The following is a 20,541-nucleotide window of genomic DNA, read 5'->3' as shown; positions in this document are numbered from 1 at the left end:
TATATCATATTTAAAGGAGGAAAAGATGAAACGCTTACTGGCTTTGTTTCTTTCTTTTACTTGCATGATACTTCCCGGCTGCTCGGCAGAACGGAGCGGCGCCGGAGAAAAGCAGAAAACATTGACAGTCTATTCCACAATATCCTCAGACAGCGAACGCGCCGTATTCAGAAAGTTGGCTGATTCATTCCAAAAAGAACATCCGGACATTCAAGTAAACGTTCATTTCCCAGGCAATGACTACGAAAATATGATGAGGGTCAGAATGGCGGCCGGTGACATGCCCGATCTTTTCGACACACACGGCTGGGCCAAAATCCGCTACGGAGAATATACCGCCGACCTCAGCGGCATGTCTTGGACGAAGCGGCTCGATCCGAATTTAAACAGCATGCTCAAAGACGCCAAAGGCAGAATATACGCTTTCCCTCTGAATCAGGCAAAGGACGGACTGGCCTACAACCGCACGCTGTTGGAAAAATACGGAATCAAGCTGCCGGAAACAATGGATAATTTTATGAAAGCACTGAGACAGATTAAAGAAAAAAGCGGCGGAACAGTCACCCCCTTTTGGTTTGCCGGCTATGAGAAAAGCTCATTTGCCCAATATTACGATCAATTCGCCGCACCGCTTCTCATCACAGATCCCGCACACCGTTTTAAAAAACAGCTGTTAAACGGAACCTTCCGCTGGACACACTTCACCTATTTATCTGACAAACTGAAAGAGATGCAAAAGGAAAACCTGCTCAATATAGATGCCGTGACGGCAAAACGGTCCCAGCTCATTGAACTGATGGCGCAAAACAAAATCGCCTTTACGCTGCAGGGCGGCACCCTCGGCCAAGACGTCGCTCAAATCAATCCTAAGGTAAAAGTCGGCATCATACCGACCCCGGCCGTCCACAAGGGAGACGCGCCGGTTTGGATCGGAGGCGAACGTTACACGCTGGCGGCATTCAAGGATTCCCCGCGGCTTGAAGAAGCGAAACAGTTCATCGCATTTATGGCCCGTCCCGAGCATGCGAAATCAATTGCCGAAGCGACCTCGCTTCCGGCCGGATTAGTGAATGTGCAAACGGACATTTTCTACGCAAATGACTATAAGCGCTATCAGCATATTAAGGTGCAGCCTTATTTTGACCGCCTTTATTTGCCGAACGGAATGTGGGATGTGATGGGGACAGCCGGGCAGGAGCTGATGGCCGATATCTTAACCCCCGCGGAAATTTCGGCGAAACTCGGCAGGGAATATAAGCGGCTCCGGCTTCAATCTGATTCACAAGGAGCTGAAAAAGAATGAGTGATCTTGCAAGAGAACCCCAAGGATTTCAACATCAAAAGCCGGTAAAACCCGCGTCACTGTGGTGGATGTACGTTCCCGCTCTTGCCACGGTTTTTATTTTCATGATTTTTCCGTTTGTCAAAGGCGCTTTTATCACATTTACAAACTGGAACGGCTTCTCACAGACGTATCAATGGGTGGGGGTCACTCAATATAAAAGGCTTTTTACAGATCCGGACACGTGGCTTGTTGTGAAAAACACTTTGCTTTACGGCATCGGAAGCACTTTTTTTCAGAATATGCTCGGACTTTTATATGCGCTGCTTTTGAATCAGAGCTTAAAAATGAAGGCGCTCACAAGAACGATCGTCTACCTGCCCGTCATTATCAGTCCGCTGATTATGGGATACATTTGGTATTTTATTTTCTCATATGACGGGGGTGCGCTGAATGATGTACTGGGCGCACTGGGAATCGGTCCTGTCAACGCCTTGGCAAGCCCTGCGGCAAACCCTTGGATTATCGTCATGATTAACACGTATCAATACGCAGGCATTGCGATGATTGTATATTTGGCGGGGCTGCAAAGCATTCCGAAAGATTATTACGAAGCCGCAAAAATGGATGGCGCGGGAGGTCTTCAGCCGTTTTTCACCATCACCCTGCCATTATTGATGCCGGCTGTCACCATCAACATGGTCATCAATATCATCGGCGGGCTGAAGCTGTTTGATGTCATTTTCGCGCTGACCGCAGGCGGGCCGGGCAATTCCTCTCAATCGATGTCGACGTTTATGTATGATTTATATTTTAAACGGCAGGATGCGGGATATGCCGCCGCCCAAGGCGTGTTTATGTCCGTTATTATCCTTGTCATCAGCTTTTCGGCTCTCGTGTATTTCAAGCGAAAGGAGACGGAAATGTCATGAAAACAGCCCGAATGCGAATCTTTACGCTATTGGCTGCCGTTATATCGTGCTTTCATATTGTCCCCTTTTATATTTTGCTGACCACGTCATTAAAAGCAAAAGGAGACTACAGTTCAAAATGGTCGCTGCCATCCGCCTTTTCATTTCAGAATTTTCGTGAAGCATGGGAGCGTGCCTCTCTCGGGCAATCCTTTCTGAACACGATCATCATTACAGCCGTTTCCGCCGCCTTGCTAATTTTCATGGGTTCGCTTGCCGCATACCCGCTCGCTAGAAGAAATACAAAGCTGAACAAAATCGTCTTCGGCCTTTTGATTTCCATCATGATTATCCCGCCTTTGACTTCCATGGTTCCTTTATACAAAATGGTCGCTGATGCGGGGCTGGTCAATACGCATGCCGCAGCCATTCTCATTAATACGGCTGCATATATGCCGCTGACCGTTTTCTTATATTCAGGGTTTATCCGCTCTTCCATTCCGAAAGAACTTGAGGAAGCCGCCAGGATGGACGGCGCGGGATTGATCAGGACTTTTTATACGATCGTGTTTCCTTTGTTGAAACCGATTACCGCAACGGTCTGCATTATTTCCTGCGTGTTTATCTGGAACGATTACCAATTTGCGATTTTCTTTTTACAAGATCAAAAGGTGCAGACATTGACCGTGGCCATGGCGGGATTCTTCGGCGAAAACGCGAACAATCTTCACTTAGTCGCCGCAGCCGCAATTATGGCGATGCTGCCGATGGTCGTATTGTTTTTGGCACTTCAAAAATATTTTATCTCAGGGCTGTCCTCCGGGGCGGTCAAAGGCTGAGAAGAAAAGGGAGGAATTTCTGTTGAAGAAAATTACGTTTATCGGAGCGGGGAGCACGATTTTCGCAAAAAATGTATTGGGGGACTGTTTACTGACTGAAGCATTAAACGGATTTGAATTCGCGCTTTATGATATTGACGCTGTACGGCTGAAAGAATCTCAGCTCATGCTGGAAAACATGAGAGACCGCTACAATACGAGTATATCCATCATCTCTTACGATGACCGAAAACAGGCGCTTACACACGCCGGCTATGTGATAAACGCCATTCAGGTCGGAGGCTATAAACCCGCGACGGTCATTGACTTTGACATCCCGAAACGGTACGGTCTCCGCCAGACGATTGCCGATACCGTCGGAATAGGCGGCATTTTCCGTTCCCTTCGCACCATCCCCGTTTTATTTGACATCGCAAAAGACATGGAAGAGGTCTGCCCGGATGCGTGGCTGTTAAACTATACAAATCCGATGGCCTCTCTGACCGGAGCGATGCTCAGACATACAAATGTCAAAACGGTCGGCCTGTGCCACAGCGTCCAGGTCTGTACCAAAGATCTGTTTGACTCACTCGGCATGGATCACGAAGGTACGGAAGAACGCATTGCCGGCATCAACCATATGGCTTGGCTTTTGGAGATTAAAAAAGACGGAATTGATTTATATCCGGAAATTAAAAGACGGGCACGCGAAAAACAAAAGACGAAACATAAGGACATGGTGCGGTTTGAGCTGATGGATAAATTCGGCTGCTACGTAACGGAATCATCTGAGCATAATGCCGAATATCACCCGTATTTTATAAAAAGCCGGTATCCGGAGCTGATAGATGAACTCCAAATTCCGCTTGATGAATATCCGAGGAGATGCGCGGAACAAATCAAAAATTGGGAAACGATGAGAGACGGCATCATCAACAACCAAAACCTGACGCATGAACGCTCGAAAGAATACGGTTCGAGAATTATAGAAGCGATGGAGACGGGCCGTCCGTTCACATTCGGCGGCAATGTGCTGAATACAGGGCTGATACCGAATCTGCCGGCGAAAGCGGTCGTTGAAGTGCCGTGCGCCGCCGTTAAAAACCAAATTATGCCGTGCTATTCCGGCGAACTTCCGGAGCAGCTCGCGGCGCTCAACAGAACAAACATCAACACACAGCTTTTAACCATCGAAGCAGCCGTTACATTAAAAAAGGAAGCCGTATATCAAGCGGCCATGCTTGATCCGCATACGAGCGCCGAGCTTTCCATGAATGACATCATCTCTTTGTGCGATGACTTATTTGAAGCGCACAAAGACCGGCTTCCGGCTTATCATTGATCATTCGCGATCCGGTCCTGGGCGGGCCGGACGCTTTTATATGTTCAGCACCAGTTTGACCGTCTGTAAGGTGTGTCCTTTAAAATCTTCTTCAAATCCACATACCCTTTGAAACCCTTTCGCTTGATAAAAGGACAAGGCGATGCGGTTCTCTTTTTCTGCATGGACATAAAGCTTTTTTACCCCGCCGGACTGCCTGATGCATTCTTTAAGAAGTGCCGTGCCTATCCCGCTTCCCTGGCAATCCGGGTCAATATAGATGGCGGTCAGCTCCGCATTTCCGTCTTTTTGAACCGGGGTGGCATTTGCAAAACCGAGCACTCGCCCCTCTTCTTCTGCCACAAAAAACAAAGAATGCAAGAGCCGGCGTTCCATCATCTCATCCTGATAGGCGGATTCGAGAAACTGATCCTGAATGTGTCTGGGAATAATCCCTTCATATGTATGATGCCAGCTTCGTTCTGCGACTTGCCGGACCTGTTTGATATCGTTTGTTTTCATCGCGCGGATCATCGGTTTCATCTGATTCGCCTCCCGTTTTTTTATAAAAAAAGAAGAAAAAGACTCACGTCCCTTTTCTTCTTTCACTTCAAAGCGTTATTTCTTCGGCTTTGTTTCGCCTTCCCACTCCAGCATGCCGCCTTCAACATTAACTGTACGGAAGCCCTGCTCATGTAAATACATACAAACGTTCATGCTTCTTTTTCCGGAACGGCAGATAAATACATATTCCTTGTCCTTGTCTAACGCATCCATCTTCTCAGGGATGTCCCCCATGCGGATATGAACGGCCTCCGGGATCATTCCTTCGGCAACTTCTTCGTCTTCTCTGACATCAATCAGATACAGCTCTTCTCCCGCTTTTAATTTTTCTTCCAGTGCGGCTGTGCTGATTTCATTTATTTTCAATGTGTGACACTCCCATTCATCTTTATGGTGTTAAGTATACCAAAGCCCGCGGTGCAATTTCTATGATAGAGGCCTGATAAAAAAGCCCCTCTCTGGAAGAGAGGGGCTTCGTCCGGTCAGTTTGCCACGATATTGACAAGCTTGCCCGGTACGGCAATGATTTTTCGGATCGTTTTTCCTTCAAGCTGCTCTTTTACTTTTTCGTCAGCTTGTGCGAGCTGTTCTAACGCTGCTTTATCAGCATCAGCCGGAACCATTAATTTCGCTTTTACTTTTCCGTTCAGCTGGACGACGATTTCCACTTCATCGTCCACCAGTTTTGATTCATCATAAGCAGGCCAAGCCTCGTATGCAATCGAACCTTCGTGGCCGAGTTTTTCCCACAGTTCTTCCGCCAAATGCGGCGCAACAGGAGAAAGCAGCTTCACAAAACCTTCGATATATTCTCTCGGCAGTTCATTCGCTTTGTAAGCTTCATTAATGAAGACCATCAGCTGAGAAATGCCCGTGTTAAAACGAAGGGCTTCGAAGTTTTCTGTCACTTTCATAACCGTTTCATGATAGACGCGCTCAAGAGTTTCGCCCGCGCCTTCTGTCACTTTACCCGTCAGCTCGCCGTTTTCCTCGATAAACAAACGCCATACGCGGTCAAGGAAGCGGCGCGCTCCGTCAAGACCTGATTCAGACCAGGCGATAGATGCGTCAAGCGGCCCCATAAACATTTCGTACAGGCGAAGCGTATCTGCTCCGTGAGACGCCACAATTTCATCCGGATTGACGACGTTTCCGCGGGATTTACTCATTTTTTCATTGTTTTCCCCGAGAATCATCCCTTGGTTATACAGCTTTTGGAACGGTTCTTTCGTCGGCACGACACCGATATCATAGAGGAATTTATGCCAGAAACGAGCGTACAGAAGGTGAAGCACGGCATGCTCCGCCCCTCCGATGTAAATATCAACGGGCAGCCATTTATCCAATTTCTCAGGTGAAGCGAGCTGATCCGGATTTTTCGGGTCGATAAAGCGGAGGAAATACCAGCAGCTTCCCGCCCATTGCGGCATCGTGTTCGTTTCTCTTCTGCCTTTTCTGCCCGTTTCAGGATCAGTGACTTCCACCCACTCTTTAATGTTAGCAAGCGGTGATTCACCTGTTCCGCTCGGTTTGATCTCATCGGTTTTCGGCAGAATCAGCGGCAGCTCTTCCGCCGGAACGGCTGTTGACGTGCCGTCTTCCCAATGAATGACCGGAATCGGCTCGCCCCAATAGCGCTGGCGGCTGAACAGCCAATCACGCAGACGGTATGTCACTTTTTTCTCACCGTTTTTCGTTTCTTCAAGCCAGGCGATCATTTTTTCAATCGCTTCCGCTTTATTCAGTCCGTTCAGAAAGCCGGAATTGACATGTTCTCCGTCTCCCGTGTACGCTTCTTCTTCCGTGTTTCCGCCTTTTACGACTTCTTTGACAGGCAGGCTGAACACTTTTGCGAATTCAAAATCACGTTCGTCATGCGCCGGCACGGCCATTACAGCGCCCGTTCCGTAAGAGGCGAGGACATAATCCGCTATCCAGATCGGCAGCTTTTCCCCGTTTGCAGGGTTTACGGCATATGCACCTGTGAAGACGCCCGTTTTTGTTTTCGCAAGATCCGTCCGTTCCAGGTCACTTTTCGCCTGAACTTCTTTAACATAAGCGTCTACCGCTTCTTTTTGTTCAGGCGTCGTGATGGCCTCCACAAGCTCATGCTCAGGAGCCAGTACGGCATAAGCCGCGCCGAACAGCGTGTCCGGTCTTGTCGTAAACACCGTAAACGTGTCATCAGTGCCGTCGATCGCGAAATGCACGTTTGCGCCTTCTGAGCGTCCGATCCAGTTGCGCTGCATGTCTTTAATGCTTTCAGGCCAGTCAAGTTCTTCTAAATCTTCAAGAAGCCTGTCCGCATAAGCGGTGATTTTCAGCATCCATTGTCTCATCGGGCGGCGTTCAACCGGATGGCCGCCCCGCTCGCTTTTGCCGTCAATGACTTCTTCGTTCGCAAGCACCGTTCCGAGCGCCGGGCACCAGTTGACCGGCACTTCGTCTACGTATGCGAGCCCTTTTTCGTACAGCTTGGTGAAGATCCATTGCGTCCACTTGTAATAGTCCGGATCAGTCGTATTGATTTCACGATCCCAATCATAAGAAAATCCGAGTGATTGGATCTGGCGGCGGAAATTATCTATATTTTGTTTTGTGAACTCAGCCGGATCATTCCCCGTGTCAAGCGCGTATTGCTCGGCAGGAAGCCCGAACGCGTCCCATCCCATCGGATGAAGCACATTGTACCCTTGCATGCGTCTCATGCGAGAAAGGATATCGGTTGCCGTATAGCCTTCCGGATGTCCGACATGAAGGCCGGCTCCTGAAGGATACGGAAACATGTCAAGCGCGTAAAACTTCGGCTTGTCATTCTCTTCACTGACGGCGAACGTTTTATGATCCAACCAGTAATTCTGCCATTTCTTTTCTATTTTTTCGTGCTGAAAACTCAACGTAAAAACCTCCTTCTGATTGAATACGGCGTATGTAGTCCAAGTATTGACGGGATGAGGAAGATTATATTCAGATTATTCTAAAACTAAAAAAACTCCCTCATCCCTAAAAGGGACGAGAGATTTTTGTTTCCCGCGGTACCACCCTCGTTAGCGCGGTTTTAAGCCGCACTCACTTGATACTTTTAACGCAGTTATGCGTCAGCGGTTTTGCCGCTGCAACTCTGAGGCGAGTTCGGAAACAGACTTGATTGACTTGCACCGGCCGTCAACTCTCTGAGTGCGAAATCTGCTTCTTACTGCTCCTCTTCACTGTTCTTATCGCTACCGTAATCTTACCTGTATTTTATAGAATTCTGTTCATAAGTGCAAGCAGGTTTGTATACAATGGGAATGTACCCGGAACGGGTCGTGAGCGGGGATATTATTTTGATGGAGGATTTTTTTGCTGGTGTGGTTTTGCTTCGGCCGAATCACTGTTTTGTTCTCTGACAAAATCAAAGCTCCTGAGAACAGCTTCTCCGCCGTAGCCTGCGATTATGGATAAGATGACGAGTTGAATTCCTGAATCGGGGTCAGCGGATAAGACAAGTAAGATGGAAGCAGCCATTCCGATAAAACCATCTTCCAAAAAACCGAGATAGATAAACCGCTTTGTCATTCTGGGTTTCTCCAGCCTGCCTCTCTTTTTCACATGACCGAGAACCCCCATGATGCCTCCAATTACACAAGCAATTATTACCTGATGCAGCATCTTCATCACCTTCCTAAAGCCCTTATTTAGTAAAGCGACTTCAGGCCATCCAGCCCCCTTACGAATACGATGATTTTCGATATCTACATACCGGCGATTGAACAGGAATGTAAAAAGCTTGTTTCTTCCATTATATGTGAACACATGATCGGTAAGCTTGATGCATTAGATTCATTTTTCACCCAGTGACAATGACCTAGTCACTTACTTAGCGATGATGTGCCTTCCCCTTATATATTCAGTGTATATGAGGACAAGCCCGAATGACAAATTGCAAACTTCGGCTGCTTGAATCAGAACATATGTTATGCTACGGTTACTGTAGATTCATTTAAAAAGGGGAGAAACAACGGCTGAAAAAAGCGCGCAGCTTTACGGCCAAAAGGGGGTTTTACATGGCTGACTCAAATGTATCCGGAAAACTGGAGCAGCTGGAGCTTATCAAAAAGGCGCTTGATCACGCACGCATCGGCGTGGTGATTACAGACCCCTCTCTTGAGGACAATCCCATCATATATACAAATCAGGGATTTATGGATATGACAGGCTACGCTTCCGAAGAGATATTAGGTAAGAACTGCAGATTTCTGCAAAGCAAAGAAACCGACCGTCAACAAGTCGCGAAAATAAGAAAGAGCTTAAACCAGAAAGAAAAGATCACGGTGCGGCTGAAAAATGTCAAAAAAGACGGCACCCCGTTTTGGAATGAACTCAACATTGATCCTCTGTATGTTGAAGACAAGCTCTATTTTGTCGGTTTTCAAAAAGACATTACAGAGCAGAAAGAATACGAAAAGCTCCTGGAGGATTCCCTCACAGAAATCACGACGCTGTCAACACCGATTGTTCCGATCCGAAACGGCATCTCCGCCTTGCCGTTAGTGGGAAACTTAACGGAAGAACGATTTGATTCAATTGTGACAACTTTGACGGACATATTAACCGCATCTAAAGATGATTACTTAATTATAGACTTATCAGGTTTGGCCGAGGTAAACGAACAGACGGCAGACCAGATTTTCAAATTGCATCACCTGCTTAAATTAATCGGCACAGAACTGATTATCACCGGGATCAAGCCTTCCCTCGCCATGAGAATGAATCAGCTTGATGCCAGCTTTTCTTCATTAAAGACGTATTTAAACGTTAAGGACGCCGTCAACGTGCTTCCGGTCGTATAAACAAAAAAATCCCGCCGAAACAGCGGGATTTTTTATGTCGTCATCGCACTTGGACGTTTTGTTTATTAACGGTTTTCAGGCGTTTGTCGTACAGCACCGTCGCTGCGATGCTGACAACAAGAAGCACCATCAGGATCAACAGCAGCACGCTCATGCCGTACTGATCAACCAGCACGCCGCCAAGGAGCGGCCCGATCATTCTGCCGCCCGTCGCCGCACTGTTGACAAATCCTTGGTAAAACCCTTCTTTCCCCTTAGGCGCAAGCTGATTGGCAATGGTAGGCACGGCAGGCCAGACAAGCATTTCTCCGACGGTTAAAATCACCATTGCGGTGAGGTACATCGGAAATTGCTTGGCGCTAAGAAGCACGCCGAACGAAACGATAAAAATACAAAAGCCGATGACCATCTGCGTTTTTAACGCGCCTGACCATTTTTTCAGAACAGCTCCTATGAGAGGCTGTCCGGCGACAATTAATATTCCGTTTACGGTCCAGAGCACACTGTATAATGAAAGCGGCATACCGATGCTTTGAGTATGTGACGCAACGGTTGTGGACCACTGCGAATAGGCAATCCACCCGAGAACATACCCGCCGCTCAATATGAGAAGCGCCGTAAATTTCGTTCTGCTGCTGACAGGCTCGTAGTCCAGAACAGAAACCTGGCTCGCATTTCCGGTTTTGATATTTCGAAACCCGAAAAATACGATAAGGAAAAACAGCACATAAAGCAAAGCATTGGCTAAAAACACGTACGTAAACGAGTATGCTGCAACCATCCCGCCGAGTGCCGAGCCCACGGCGACACCTGCGTTCTGAGCTACATAAATCGCATTAAAAGCTCTCCGCCCGCCTTCTTTCCATACCGCTCCCGCCATGGCGTAACTGGCCGGAAACACGATACCGGAACCGAAGCCGACAATGATGAGCAGCCAAATATAAACGGGCCATTGGTGAAACAGAACGAGTCCGAGAAGACTTGCCAATGTGATCATAATGCCCAGCATAATGGATTTGAATCCGCCGATTTTATCAAACAAAAATCCGCCGCATAAATTCCCCGCCACACTGGCCCCGGAATTCAGCATCAGAACAATCCCCGCAACAGTCAGCGATTTCCCTAAATGATTATGAATATAGATCGTATTCAGCGGCCACAAAAAAGATGCGCCCGTCACATTGATAAACATTCCGATGATTAATATCTTCAAAGCGCGCGGCATACCGATCCCCCTCTCTCTATAAAAAACCCCATGAAAAAACGGAAACCGCAAGCCGCGGCTCCGTATCGATCACGTTATCATAGCACATTCATTCTATCGCCGCGGACGTCTTTTTTCAACATCAGAATCTGAAAAAAATAATGCCGGAATGTTGAAAAAATTACAAATGATTGGATTCGCAAAAACAGACCGGCTTCATGCTCTTTTCCTCAGCAGCCAAAACGGAATATACAGAATGAAAAAGCTCAATATCACCGCCGCTTCCATTGATAGAAGATACCACGGCCAAGGTCCGAAAACATTCAGAAGCGAAGCGGTCTTCGGTTTTTTCATTAAATATAGATAATTTGCATTCAGCACACGATCAATAAAAAAGACACACGCCCCGTACAGATTTACGATCAGCACCGACACCCACAGCCCGCGCGCCGACGGTCTGTACTTTTCTGCAGCGGCCATGAATAGACAGGTAAGAAAAACACAGCCGTGGGAGACGAAAAACACGATGTACCGAAAATGCGGGAAAGAATACGCCCCTAAATCAGGTGTTGCCATCGCCTGTACGGCGCTGCCCAAACCGGCAAAATAGAGGAAGGCGAACAGCTTTTTGCTTTTTGTCATGACCATCAGCATCGCCAAATAGACGGAAAGGTCGCTCAGCTGCAGCGGCAGAGCTGTTTTCAGCGACCATGCATGATGACAAAGCAGCCATATATGATAGCTGATCTGCGACACGGCAAGGAGAATGAATAGTACATAGCGGATCATGCGGCTCTGGTTGAGCTTTTTCCGGAATACGATCACGCCCGCCCCCAGCAATCCGATGATCAACAGCGTGAAAATGTGTTCCTTGGAAAAAAGATGAAAGGCCCCTGTTTCAGATTTCAATTGAAAATACTTCTGCATAAGGCTCCCCCGCGCGAAAAAATGACGTATGTCTATTCTTTTAAAAATCGCTTTCTTCTATTCATACAAAAAAAGCCTCCGCTTATGCGGAGGCTCCTCAACTTGTTTTACAAGGCGGATTGAATGACCTTTTTATAATACAGCACCGACAGCATGCCGAAGATGGAGTACAGCAGCGTATACAGCGCCATGACGATGATCATCGGCGTCCACACTTCCGTTCCGAATAAAAACCATCCTGACTGAACGGCAAAATAGCTGTGGAACAGCCCAAGAACGAGCGGAATCCCGAAATGATACGCCTGCTTCCGGCGGATGCCTTTCAGCAGATCTCCCGTTGTGAAGCCGAGCTTCCGCAATATCGTATAATCAGCCTTCTCATCCTCACACTCGCCCATTTGTTTAAAATAAAGGATACAGCCTGAGGTGATCAGAAAGGTTAATCCTAAAAACCCGACAATAAACATGATCAGCCCCATGTTTTTCTTTTGCGTGTCAGCCGTTTCAAATTGTGAAAGCGCACCGTCTGAATAGTGCTGCGCCTGAAACAGACCATCAGCTTTTTGGATGTCCTCTTCTCGTTTGAGTGTAATGCCGAAGAACCGATTTGATTTTCCCTGAATGGACGGGTCGATATCTTTCTCGATCCGGTCGAATACCTGCTGCGTGACGATAACGGTCGGCAGCCCTCCGCTTGTAAATGTATATGACAGGAGGAAGTCGTTCTTCAAGCCCTTATACGCCAGCGGTATTTTATCCGTTTTGCCGTTTATATCAATGGAACCTGACGTTTTCAGGTCGAGAAATCTTTTCATCATATCATTATATCCGGTAAACACGGCTTCTCCGTCAGAAAGCTCCGTCCCTTCTGCGTCTTTCTCGCTTATAATCGGCAGCGCCAGGCTGGACGGGTCTTGTTTAAAGCTTTTCATGTCGCCGTTTATGATGTTCTTCATATTGACACCGGCTTGAATGGTCTTGATTGTTTTTACTTTGTGTTCAATTCCGTTTTTCTTCAATAAAGCGGTAAATGAGTCAGTCTCCTTTTGGTTATCAAACGCAAAGTCCGCAGCTGTATTTTGCTCAGCCGATTTTTCCGCGGAGTAGTACGAGATATAGCTTAAAGACAGTAAACCGATTGCCAGCGCCGAAAGAGTCGTAATAATCGTCAGCAGCACGGCGTTTGACTTCATCCGGAACATGATGGATGACAAAGACAGCACTTCACTGACATTCAGATACCCGCCTTTTGATTTCCGGATGAGATTTGCCAGAAAGCTGACCGAACCTTTATAAAACAGATAGGTTCCGATAATGACCGAGCCTAGAATAAACACCATTGCCGAAAACAGTTCATTCATGCTCGTAAAACTGCCTCCGAATAAATCCGCGGACACGGCATAGCCGGCGATAATGGCCGCAATACCGACAACGCCGATCAACATCTGCACCCAAGAAAGCCGTCTTATGCCGCTTTCTGACGATGACGCGGTTTTAAATAAAGACAAAATGCTTTGCCGTTTAATAAATAAGTAATTCATCATCATAATCAGCACGTAAATTGCCCCGAACACAATTAACGTCTGAACGAGCGCCTTGCTTGAAAAAAACAGTGAGACAGAGGCTTTCACACCGACTGTATGAAACAGCATCATCATACATAATTTCGAGAGGGAAAAGCCGGCGAAAATACCGATCCAAATCGATCCGAAATACAAAATGAAATTTTCTGCGCTGAGTATGCGGAAAATGTGCATTTTCGTCATGCCGATTAATCGGAATAAGCCGATTTCCCGGCCGCGCCGTTTAATAAAAATGGTGTTGGCGTATAAAAGAAATACCGACACGATCGCCACAAGCAGTACAGAGGCGGCCCGGATTGCCGCCGCTCCTTTTATGGAGCTTTTCATTTCATCAAGCGCAGGATCGTATTGCATCGTGACAAACGCGAAATAAAGGGCGGCGCTGAACACCAGCGCAAAAACGTAAAGGTAATAGTTTTTCATATTCTTTTTCAGGTTCTGGAAGATCAAATGATGAATACTCATGCCTGAACCCCGCCCAATACACTTTGCGTTTTCATAATATCCTGAAAAAAGTCCGGTCTGTCCTGGCCGCCTTTATTCAGCTGTGTATACACACGGCCGTCTTTAATGAAAACCACACGTCCGGAATAGCTGGCGGCAACCGGATCATGCGTCACCATCACAATGGTGGCGCGGCGTTTTTGATTCAGGCGGCTGAGTTTATTCAATAAATCCGTGGCAGCCTTTGAATCGAGCGCTCCGGTCGGCTCATCAGCAAAAATAATGCCCGGCTCGTGAATAACAGCTCTTGCGGCAGACGTCCGCTGTTTTTGCCCGCCGGAAATTTCACTCGGATACTTATGTCTCAAATCATAGATCCCAAGCTCCTCTGCCGTCTCGGCAAATCGCAGGTCCGCCTCTTTCTTAGACATTTTCGTAATGGATAACGGAAGGAGTATGTTTTCCTTCACGGTCAGCGTGTCCAATAAATTATAATCCTGAAAAATAAAGCCGAGATGCCGTTTTCTAAATTCGGCAAGCTGTTTTTCTTTCATGGATGTAATCTCCGTCTCGTTCAGTTTAATGGTGCCCGCGCTCACTTTATCAATGGAGGAAAGCACATTCAAAAGGGTCGTTTTCCCTGATCCTGACGGGCCCATAATGCTGACGAATTCCCCTTTGTGAATCTGAAGATCAATTCCTTTCAGCACCTCTTGTTTATTCAGCTTGTTTCCGTAGCTTTTTTGGATATTGCCTGCTTCTAAAATCATCACGTTATGAGTCTCCTTTTACATTGGTTATCTTTATTTTAAAAACAGAAGCCGTTTTTTTCGTTTGATTAAGCGAACAAAAGAGAAAAGCATGTGACACTTTTGTCACACGCTGAACATGCTGACGGCATCGTTCTGTTTCGGAAACACCAAGGTAAAAACCGTGCCGCTTTCCGGCTCAGAGCGCACGCTGATCTGGATGAGAAGCGGAGCCGCGGCTTTTCGAGCCAAATACAGGCCCATCCCCGTTGACGCGTGATCTCGCCTCATTCGCGTCGAGGTAAATCCTTTTTCAAAAATGCGCGGAAGATCTTTGGGCTCGATGCCGATGCCGCGGTCTTCGATATCGACATGCACCCGGCCGTTTTGTTCATAGCTTTTTACGGTAATGTCATCCGCTTCACTGTATTTGACGGCATTGCTTAACAGCTGCCTGATGATGAAGGAAAGCCATTTTCCGTCACTGTGAACGTCCGGTGAATCAAGCTGAATGTCAAACCCGATCCCTTTTTGTATGCACCATGATTGCAGATTTTTAATTTCTTTGAAAACAAGCGGTCTGAGCTGAATGCGCTGGAATGATAAATCATTTTCAATAAAGGACAATCGTTTCTGATGAAGCTGCTGGTCCAGGAGATGGTGAATCCGCAGCCATTCATACAGCAAAGGGGCTTTCAGCGGCTGTTCATCAAGGCGCTCGATCATGAGATGCATCGCTGTCAACGGTGTTTTGACCTCGTGAATCCATGACATCAGATCATCCTTTTCATGCTCTGACGCCGCCTGAAGATCAAGTGAGCTTTTTCGTAATTGCTGTGTCTGCCCTTCAATGCTTTCTTCAACGATAGACTCAAACGGACTGTCAGGCGCTTTAAGATAAGACATGTCTAAATTGGCGTCCCACTCTCTTAAGCTTTTATAATAGGCTGTCTCTTTACGATAGCGGAACAAGAGAAATACAAGAAACACAAGAAGCGACAGGTAAACAAAATACAGCACCGAAAAAAACGGAATAGACGGATCAATATATGCCGCAAAAAGGAGCACAGCCTGCTGCAAAAGAAACATCGCGATCCAGCTTTTTCTTTCGAGCAGAAATGATTTAATCATAAAGACCGTCTTCTTCCTTTGCGATGTATCCCTGCCCCACCTTGGTTTCAATCATTTTCCCGATGCCTAATTGATCGAGTTTTTTCCGCAGCCGGTTGACATTCACCGTCAGCGTATTATCACTGACGAAACGCTCATCATTCCATAGGCTTCTGATGAGTTCTTCCCGGCTGACGATTTTATTTTTCTGCTCAGCCAGCAGTTTTAAGATCAGCATTTCGTTTTTGGTTAGTTCGACCGAACCGTTTTTACGGCTGACCGTGTTGGTTTCTGTGTCAATAACCGCCCCGCACCATCTTTTCATCAGCGCCGGTTCTGTGCCGTATTGGTGCACACGGCGGAACACCGCCTGTATTTTCGCGATTAACACATCAAAGTGAAAAGGCTTCTGAATAAAATCATCTGCCCCGAGCTGCATCGACATGACCATATCCGCGGGATGATCGCGCGAGGACAAAAAGAGAATCGGCACGTTTGATTGGGAGCGTATCATTCTGCACCAATGAAAGCCGTCAAATTTCGGCAGCTGTACATCAATGATCACCAAATCAGGCTTGATTTCGGTAAACTCCCGGATGACCCGGCTGAAATCCTTTATTCCATGCACCGCAAATGACCAGCCCGTTAATCTCTCTTTCATCTCGTGAAACAAAGTGTTATCATCTTCTATTAACAAAATGTGAAACATGGTATCCGCCCTTTTTTGATAGATAGAGGAAAAACCGGCTGATGTCCAGCCGGCTTTTTTCCTTTACAGTTCTCTTCTTAATGCGGTCAGAACGTTGGTTTTTGTCGCTTTGCGGGCCGGATTCATACCGGAAATTACCGCGACCCCCGCACAAATGACAACTGCGATCACAACGAGGCTGAGCGGGATATAGGAGAAGGTATAATGAAGATCTTCAGCTCCGGTATTTCCCCCTACCGCTTTCAAGATAACCGGCACAGCCAGATTGACGGCAAAACTCACTCCGTAAGAAATGATAATCCCGATGACAGAACCTAATATCCCGATATAGGCGCTTTCCATCAGGAACATTCTGCGGATGATGGACGGGCTTGCGCCGATCGCTTTCATAATCCCGATTTCCTGCGTTCGTTCCGTCACCGCCATCGTCATCGTATTGAAAATACCGATGGCAGAAATCACGACGGCGATAAAGCCGACAAAGATCAGGCCGATTTTAAAGACGAGGAAAAAGGTGTTGACGCCCTTCAGCTCGGTTGTGACAGATCTGACATAAAAGCCGTCATCCGTGAGATCATGGGTAAGCTGATCGACATGATCGAATTTGTCTGCATACACATTGATGCTTTTTTCCGCATTTCCATTCTTCAGATCCAAGAATGTCGAGAAGTCTTTCTTGAATTGATCACTCACAAAAATATTTGTATCCTCCATCCAATCTTGGGACGGTTTTTTTGTAATTCCGACTACTTTGAAGTCGTACGTTTTCGTTTTTTCAACGTCTCCGTCTTTGTTTGTTTTGGAGATGCTCAGCTGTATCGTTTTATTAATCAGGTCTTTCGTATAGCCTTTTGGTTTTTTCACCTCCGACATGTCGCCTTGGTGATCCTTTAACTCTTTGTCGTAAGCGTCAGCCTCTTTTTTCGTCAATAGGTTCTTCGCAAAATCATAGCCGACCACGATTTCATTCTCTGTGCGGGCGACTCTTCCCTGATCAAGCTCCATATTGGCTTTGACTTCATCTTTCATGTTTGTCAGCACAATGGCTGAATCTTCATTTGTTCGATTTCCCAATGACGCTTTGTTCGGTTCATACACTTGGGTTCTTTCAACGACAGACTTGACATTTTTATACTTTTCCAAGTCTGATTTCTTCACGGCTTTTCCGTTCTCTTGGCCGAGCACATTGATTTCCGTAACAATCTGCTGGCTCATGGTAATGTCTGTAATCGTTTTTTGGATGCCGAATCCGACGGAAGCCAGCACCACTAAAAACGCGCACGCCATTGTCGTCGCCAGCACCGTCATGAAAACACGCAGCCGGTTTTTCTTCATATTTCTTCTGATAAAGTGAATCTGATCCTTAAATCTCAACAGTAACGCCCCCTTTTAATACACCGTCATGCAGCTGGAATTTTGAATGCGCGATCGAAGCGACTTCATCGTCATGCGTAATGATGACAAATGTAATCCCGCGCTCCCGGTTCAGCTGCTGAATTAATGCAAGCACCTCAAGTTCCGTTTCTGAATCGAGGCTTCCCGTCGGCTCATCGGCTAAAATAATTGACGGATTTAAAATGAGGGCTCTTGCGATACTGACACGCTGCTGCTGGCCGCCTGACAGCTCATTCGGATAATGATTCGCATGATTTTCAAGTCCGACCCGTTTCAGCATATCCGCGACTTTCTGCTTGCGTTCAGACGGTTTGACGCCTTTTAAGGCAAGCGGCATTTCAACATTTTCATAGGTTGTCAGACTCGGAATGAGCTGAAAGCTTTGAAAAATAAAGCCGAAATGCCCGAGGCGGAACTGCGCCCACTCTTTTTCATTGAAACCCGTCACATCAGTGCCGTTAATGACGATACGGCCCTTCGTCGGCGCTATGTATCCCGAAATTAAATTCAGAAGCGTTGATTTTCCGGAACCGCTCCGCCCGACGATACAGGCAATTTCCCCTTTTTCAACGGTCAAAGAGACATCCTTCAGTACCGGAACCTCACTCTCTCTGCCTTTCCTGCCGATTTTAAATGAATGATCGATATGCTGTACCTCTATCACGTACACCACTCCCCCTTATATCTGTTTCGTTTTTTTATAGATGAAGTAATAACTGATGAAAAACCCGATAACCGCACCGATGAGCATGCCGAATATGTAACCGGTATACGAACCGTTATAAGCATATCCGCATACCCCCGCACTTCCCATCATACTGAGCGACATGACGAGCACTTGAATGATGCGTTCAATGTGTTTGCTCAGGATAAAATGTCCGCTTCGTTCACTCGGCATTTTCAGGAAATTCACATAGCCGAATAGATAGAAACAAAATCCCATTAATGCGGAAATAAACAATGCGTGTTTCATGTAATACATCCATGATGTATGGATGTAAGCGGCAGGCATGAAATAGATCAGAAATCCGCTCCAAGGGAAATCAATATCCGGCACAGCCTGCCTGCCAAAAAGGAACTCGGCGTTTAACAGGTAAATCGTCATAACCACGATCGGAAAGACGGAAACCGTGAACGCTGTGATCAGCTGCGCCGCTAAATTGCCCGTTATCGTGCCGGCAGCTGTCACTAGTGCATAAATCATCAAGCTGATGACCAGCATCCCTGCGCTGAACGATTGAAAATGATGGACAGCGTCAGGTGTAAGCGCTAGAAACAATATGTCGGATACTCCGTAAGAAACAAACTGCGAGCCGGCTAACACGGCTGCTCCCAAGAAAAACTTCGTATGAAATATCCGGCTTCTCGAATACGGAAGACTCAGTGTAAACATCCTTTCAGCCCGGCCTGCTCTTATCAGAAAAAGCCCCATAACAACCGGCGGAATGAAATGAAGCCCAATCAAATTCCGATAATTGCTGTAATCGATGCTGAATGTACAAACTGACCCCGGGTACAGCTGAAGTGCACGTAAACAATCCTTATAGTGAAAATACTCATTTATAATTGCCAAAGGGCCTAAGATAGATAAGAACCCCGCTGTAAGCAGCAGCAGCGTCTGCCGCTGCTTCCATTCTTTATAAAGCAAACCGCTAATCGGCACCTTGCCTTCCTCCAAACTGCTCATTTTCAAACGGATCTACATATGCTTTGACTTCCTGTAAACCGTAAAATAACTGATGAAAAACCCGATAACCGCGCCGAAGATAATGCCGGCTAAATAGCCGAACATCGTGTCTGTGACCCCATATCCGAAAACACCGAAACCCATAACGGCAAACGCAATCACCAAAATCTGCACCGGACGGTCCAATTTTCTCCATAGAAAGAATCTGCCGTTCCGTTCATTCGGATGTTTCAGAAAGCTGACGTAACCGATCAGATAAAAGACAAGACTCATCACCATCGGAATGATTAAAACCAAATCCCTTTCTCTGATCCATTCGTTAAACACATATCCAATAGGGGTTACAAATATAAAAAGACGGGATTCGATATAACTGCTGATAAAAGAAAATTGATCTCCCACACTAACACCGAAAACGACCTCCAAATTCGCGGCCGGCAGACCGATGAGTAAAAAAGGCAGAATCGTTACGGTAAACGCCGTTAACAGCTGGGCGAATATATGTCCCGTTATTGCTCCGGATGCCATTAACAAGGCGTAAGCCATAAAACTGATGACAATCATTCCGATTGAAAAATGATCAAAATCGTACGTATGGCTCGGTTTCAGCAAAGATATCAGCAATGACGCCGCTCCATAGCCTATCGCCTGAGGAACAACAATGACTGCCCCGCCGAGCCAGAATTTAGTCTGAAAGATTTGGCCTCTGCTGTAAGGCATGCTTAACAAAGCATCCATCGTTCCCTTTGTCCGTTCCAAGCCTAATAAGAAGACAGCAATGATGACACTCACAATCCAGCTGAAGGAAAGAAGCGACCCATTCGTATAACTCACGGTAAATTCACAATATTGCGGATCCAGATAATTCAAACGTCCTTGGTATGATAAATAGTAGTAATAAATCATAAAAGGGTTTGCCGCTATTAAAAAAATACCGCTCAACAAAAACAACCACTGATTTTTCTTCCATTCTGTGTACAACAATCCCCGCGGTATCATTCCGGT

19 protein-coding genes and 1 other annotated feature are annotated in these 20,541 nt (G+C 46.6%); of the genes, 5 read left to right on the top strand and 14 right to left on the bottom strand.

Annotation, left to right across the window (positions count from 1 at the left end; all coding sequences use genetic code 11):
• Window positions 1-25: 25 nt before the first annotated feature.
• From ACWJJ4_RS05440 to melA, 4 genes are read left to right on the top strand one after another with little or no spacing between them, the layout of a single operon-like run.
• The gene (locus ACWJJ4_RS05440) at window positions 26-1,303 is read left to right on the top strand and encodes an ABC transporter substrate-binding protein (RefSeq protein WP_454021492.1); all 1,278 of its coding nucleotides are present in this window, start codon (window positions 26-28) and stop codon (window positions 1,301-1,303) included.
• Window positions 1,300-2,214, top strand: a complete 915-nt coding sequence (locus ACWJJ4_RS05435; protein ID WP_176283485.1) for a carbohydrate ABC transporter permease — start codon at window positions 1,300-1,302, stop codon at window positions 2,212-2,214. The genes ACWJJ4_RS05440 and ACWJJ4_RS05435 overlap by 4 nt, the downstream gene beginning before the upstream one ends.
• The gene (locus tag ACWJJ4_RS05430; RefSeq protein WP_278071246.1) at window positions 2,211-3,032 is read left to right on the top strand and encodes a carbohydrate ABC transporter permease; all 822 of its coding nucleotides are present in this window, start codon (window positions 2,211-2,213) and stop codon (window positions 3,030-3,032) included. The genes ACWJJ4_RS05435 and ACWJJ4_RS05430 overlap by 4 nt, the downstream gene beginning before the upstream one ends.
• 22 nt (window positions 3,033-3,054) lie before the next feature.
• A complete protein-coding gene (gene melA / locus ACWJJ4_RS05425; protein WP_077722724.1) occupies window positions 3,055-4,353 on the top strand; it encodes an alpha-galactosidase MelA in 1,299 nt (432 codons plus the stop codon).
• A gap of 36 nt (window positions 4,354-4,389) precedes the next feature.
• Here the strand turns inward: melA and ACWJJ4_RS05420 are convergent, their stop codons facing one another.
• The 4 genes from ACWJJ4_RS05420 to ACWJJ4_RS05405 form a co-directional block, all read right to left on the bottom strand.
• Window positions 4,390-4,941, bottom strand: a complete 552-nt coding sequence (locus tag ACWJJ4_RS05420; protein ID WP_454021491.1) for an N-acetyltransferase family protein — start codon at window positions 4,939-4,941, stop codon at window positions 4,390-4,392.
• 9 nt (window positions 4,942-4,950) lie between these two features.
• Window positions 4,951-5,262, bottom strand: a complete 312-nt coding sequence (locus ACWJJ4_RS05415) for a rhodanese-like domain-containing protein (protein ID WP_003152299.1) — start codon at window positions 5,260-5,262, stop codon at window positions 4,951-4,953.
• A 116-nt stretch (window positions 5,263-5,378) separates the two neighbouring features.
• Entirely contained in the window at window positions 5,379-7,793 is a 2,415-nt protein-coding gene (gene leuS, locus ACWJJ4_RS05410; RefSeq protein WP_003152297.1) for a leucine--tRNA ligase, read from the bottom strand.
• A 108-nt stretch (window positions 7,794-7,901) separates the two neighbouring features.
• Window positions 7,902-8,115: a binding site (T-box leader), on the bottom strand.
• A gap of 102 nt (window positions 8,116-8,217) precedes the next feature.
• On the bottom strand, window positions 8,218-8,553 hold the full coding sequence (locus ACWJJ4_RS05405; protein WP_015418038.1) for a DUF4257 domain-containing protein: 336 nt from the start codon (window positions 8,551-8,553) through the stop codon (window positions 8,218-8,220).
• Between the two features lie 389 nt (window positions 8,554-8,942).
• Here ACWJJ4_RS05405 and ACWJJ4_RS05400 point away from each other — a divergent pair, with 389 nt between their 5' ends.
• Complete coding sequence (locus ACWJJ4_RS05400) at window positions 8,943-9,728, top strand: STAS domain-containing protein (RefSeq protein ID WP_003152294.1); 786 nt, start codon at window positions 8,943-8,945, stop codon at window positions 9,726-9,728.
• A gap of 40 nt (window positions 9,729-9,768) precedes the next feature.
• On the opposite strand, the gene ACWJJ4_RS05395 is transcribed toward ACWJJ4_RS05400, so the two are convergent.
• From ACWJJ4_RS05395 to ACWJJ4_RS05350, 10 genes are all read right to left on the bottom strand, one after another.
• Window positions 9,769-10,953 (bottom strand): MDR family MFS transporter, encoded by a 1,185-nt coding sequence (locus ACWJJ4_RS05395; protein WP_014305612.1) that lies wholly within the window; start codon window positions 10,951-10,953, stop codon window positions 9,769-9,771.
• A gap of 195 nt (window positions 10,954-11,148) precedes the next feature.
• On the bottom strand, window positions 11,149-11,859 hold the full coding sequence (locus ACWJJ4_RS05390; RefSeq protein ID WP_077722726.1) for a YwaF family protein: 711 nt from the start codon (window positions 11,857-11,859) through the stop codon (window positions 11,149-11,151).
• A 107-nt stretch (window positions 11,860-11,966) separates the two neighbouring features.
• A complete protein-coding gene (locus ACWJJ4_RS05385; RefSeq protein ID WP_015418041.1) occupies window positions 11,967-13,907 on the bottom strand; it encodes an FtsX-like permease family protein in 1,941 nt (646 codons plus the stop codon).
• Window positions 13,904-14,659, bottom strand: coding sequence for an ABC transporter ATP-binding protein (locus ACWJJ4_RS05380; protein WP_015387828.1), 756 nt, complete (start codon window positions 14,657-14,659; stop codon window positions 13,904-13,906). The genes ACWJJ4_RS05385 and ACWJJ4_RS05380 overlap by 4 nt, the downstream gene beginning before the upstream one ends.
• A gap of 102 nt (window positions 14,660-14,761) precedes the next feature.
• The gene (locus ACWJJ4_RS05375; protein WP_070082241.1) at window positions 14,762-15,766 is read right to left on the bottom strand and encodes a sensor histidine kinase; all 1,005 of its coding nucleotides are present in this window, start codon (window positions 15,764-15,766) and stop codon (window positions 14,762-14,764) included.
• Complete coding sequence (locus ACWJJ4_RS05370) at window positions 15,759-16,454, bottom strand: response regulator transcription factor (protein ID WP_014305616.1); 696 nt, start codon at window positions 16,452-16,454, stop codon at window positions 15,759-15,761. Before ACWJJ4_RS05370 ends, ACWJJ4_RS05375 begins: the two co-directional genes overlap by 8 nt.
• Before the next feature lie 63 nt (window positions 16,455-16,517).
• Complete coding sequence (locus ACWJJ4_RS05365; protein ID WP_326359714.1) at window positions 16,518-17,828, bottom strand: ABC transporter permease; 1,311 nt, start codon at window positions 17,826-17,828, stop codon at window positions 16,518-16,520.
• On the bottom strand, window positions 17,818-18,513 hold the full coding sequence (locus tag ACWJJ4_RS05360) for an ABC transporter ATP-binding protein (RefSeq protein WP_003152281.1): 696 nt from the start codon (window positions 18,511-18,513) through the stop codon (window positions 17,818-17,820). The genes ACWJJ4_RS05365 and ACWJJ4_RS05360 overlap by 11 nt, the downstream gene beginning before the upstream one ends.
• A 15-nt stretch (window positions 18,514-18,528) precedes the next feature.
• Complete coding sequence (locus ACWJJ4_RS05355; RefSeq protein ID WP_454021490.1) at window positions 18,529-19,512, bottom strand: ABC transporter permease; 984 nt, start codon at window positions 19,510-19,512, stop codon at window positions 18,529-18,531.
• Between the two features lie 36 nt (window positions 19,513-19,548).
• Window positions 19,549-20,535 (bottom strand): ABC-2 transporter permease, encoded by a 987-nt coding sequence (locus ACWJJ4_RS05350; RefSeq protein WP_176283492.1) that lies wholly within the window; start codon window positions 20,533-20,535, stop codon window positions 19,549-19,551.
• Window positions 20,536-20,541 lie beyond the last annotated feature (6 nt).

It is taken from the genome of Bacillus sp. JK62, from assembly GCF_053663455.1.
This window is presented reverse-complemented; position numbering and strand designations above follow the sequence as displayed.

Excerpts from the sequence above, each read along its gene's own strand:
- ACWJJ4_RS05390 (WP_077722726.1), bottom strand. The coding sequence starts at position 11,859 with ATGCAGAAGTATTTTCAATTGAAATCTGAAACAGGGGCCTTTCATCTT.
- ACWJJ4_RS05350 (WP_176283492.1), bottom strand. The coding sequence starts at position 20,535 with ATGATACCGCGGGGATTGTTGTACACAGAATGGAAGAAAAATCAGTGG.
- ACWJJ4_RS05400 (WP_003152294.1), top strand. The coding sequence starts at position 8,943 with ATGGCTGACTCAAATGTATCCGGAAAACTGGAGCAGCTGGAGCTTATC.
- ACWJJ4_RS05370 (WP_014305616.1), bottom strand. The coding sequence starts at position 16,454 with ATGTTTCACATTTTGTTAATAGAAGATGATAACACTTTGTTTCACGAG.
- ACWJJ4_RS05405 (WP_015418038.1), bottom strand. The coding sequence starts at position 8,553 with ATGAAGATGCTGCATCAGGTAATAATTGCTTGTGTAATTGGAGGCATC.
- ACWJJ4_RS05375 (WP_070082241.1), bottom strand. The coding sequence starts at position 15,766 with ATGATTAAATCATTTCTGCTCGAAAGAAAAAGCTGGATCGCGATGTTT.
- ACWJJ4_RS05430 (WP_278071246.1), top strand. The coding sequence starts at position 2,211 with ATGAAAACAGCCCGAATGCGAATCTTTACGCTATTGGCTGCCGTTATA.
- ACWJJ4_RS05440 (WP_454021492.1), top strand. The coding sequence starts at position 26 with ATGAAACGCTTACTGGCTTTGTTTCTTTCTTTTACTTGCATGATACTT.
- ACWJJ4_RS05435 (WP_176283485.1), top strand. The coding sequence starts at position 1,300 with ATGAGTGATCTTGCAAGAGAACCCCAAGGATTTCAACATCAAAAGCCG.
- ACWJJ4_RS05395 (WP_014305612.1), bottom strand. The coding sequence starts at position 10,953 with ATGCCGCGCGCTTTGAAGATATTAATCATCGGAATGTTTATCAATGTG.
- ACWJJ4_RS05385 (WP_015418041.1), bottom strand. The coding sequence starts at position 13,907 with ATGAGTATTCATCATTTGATCTTCCAGAACCTGAAAAAGAATATGAAA.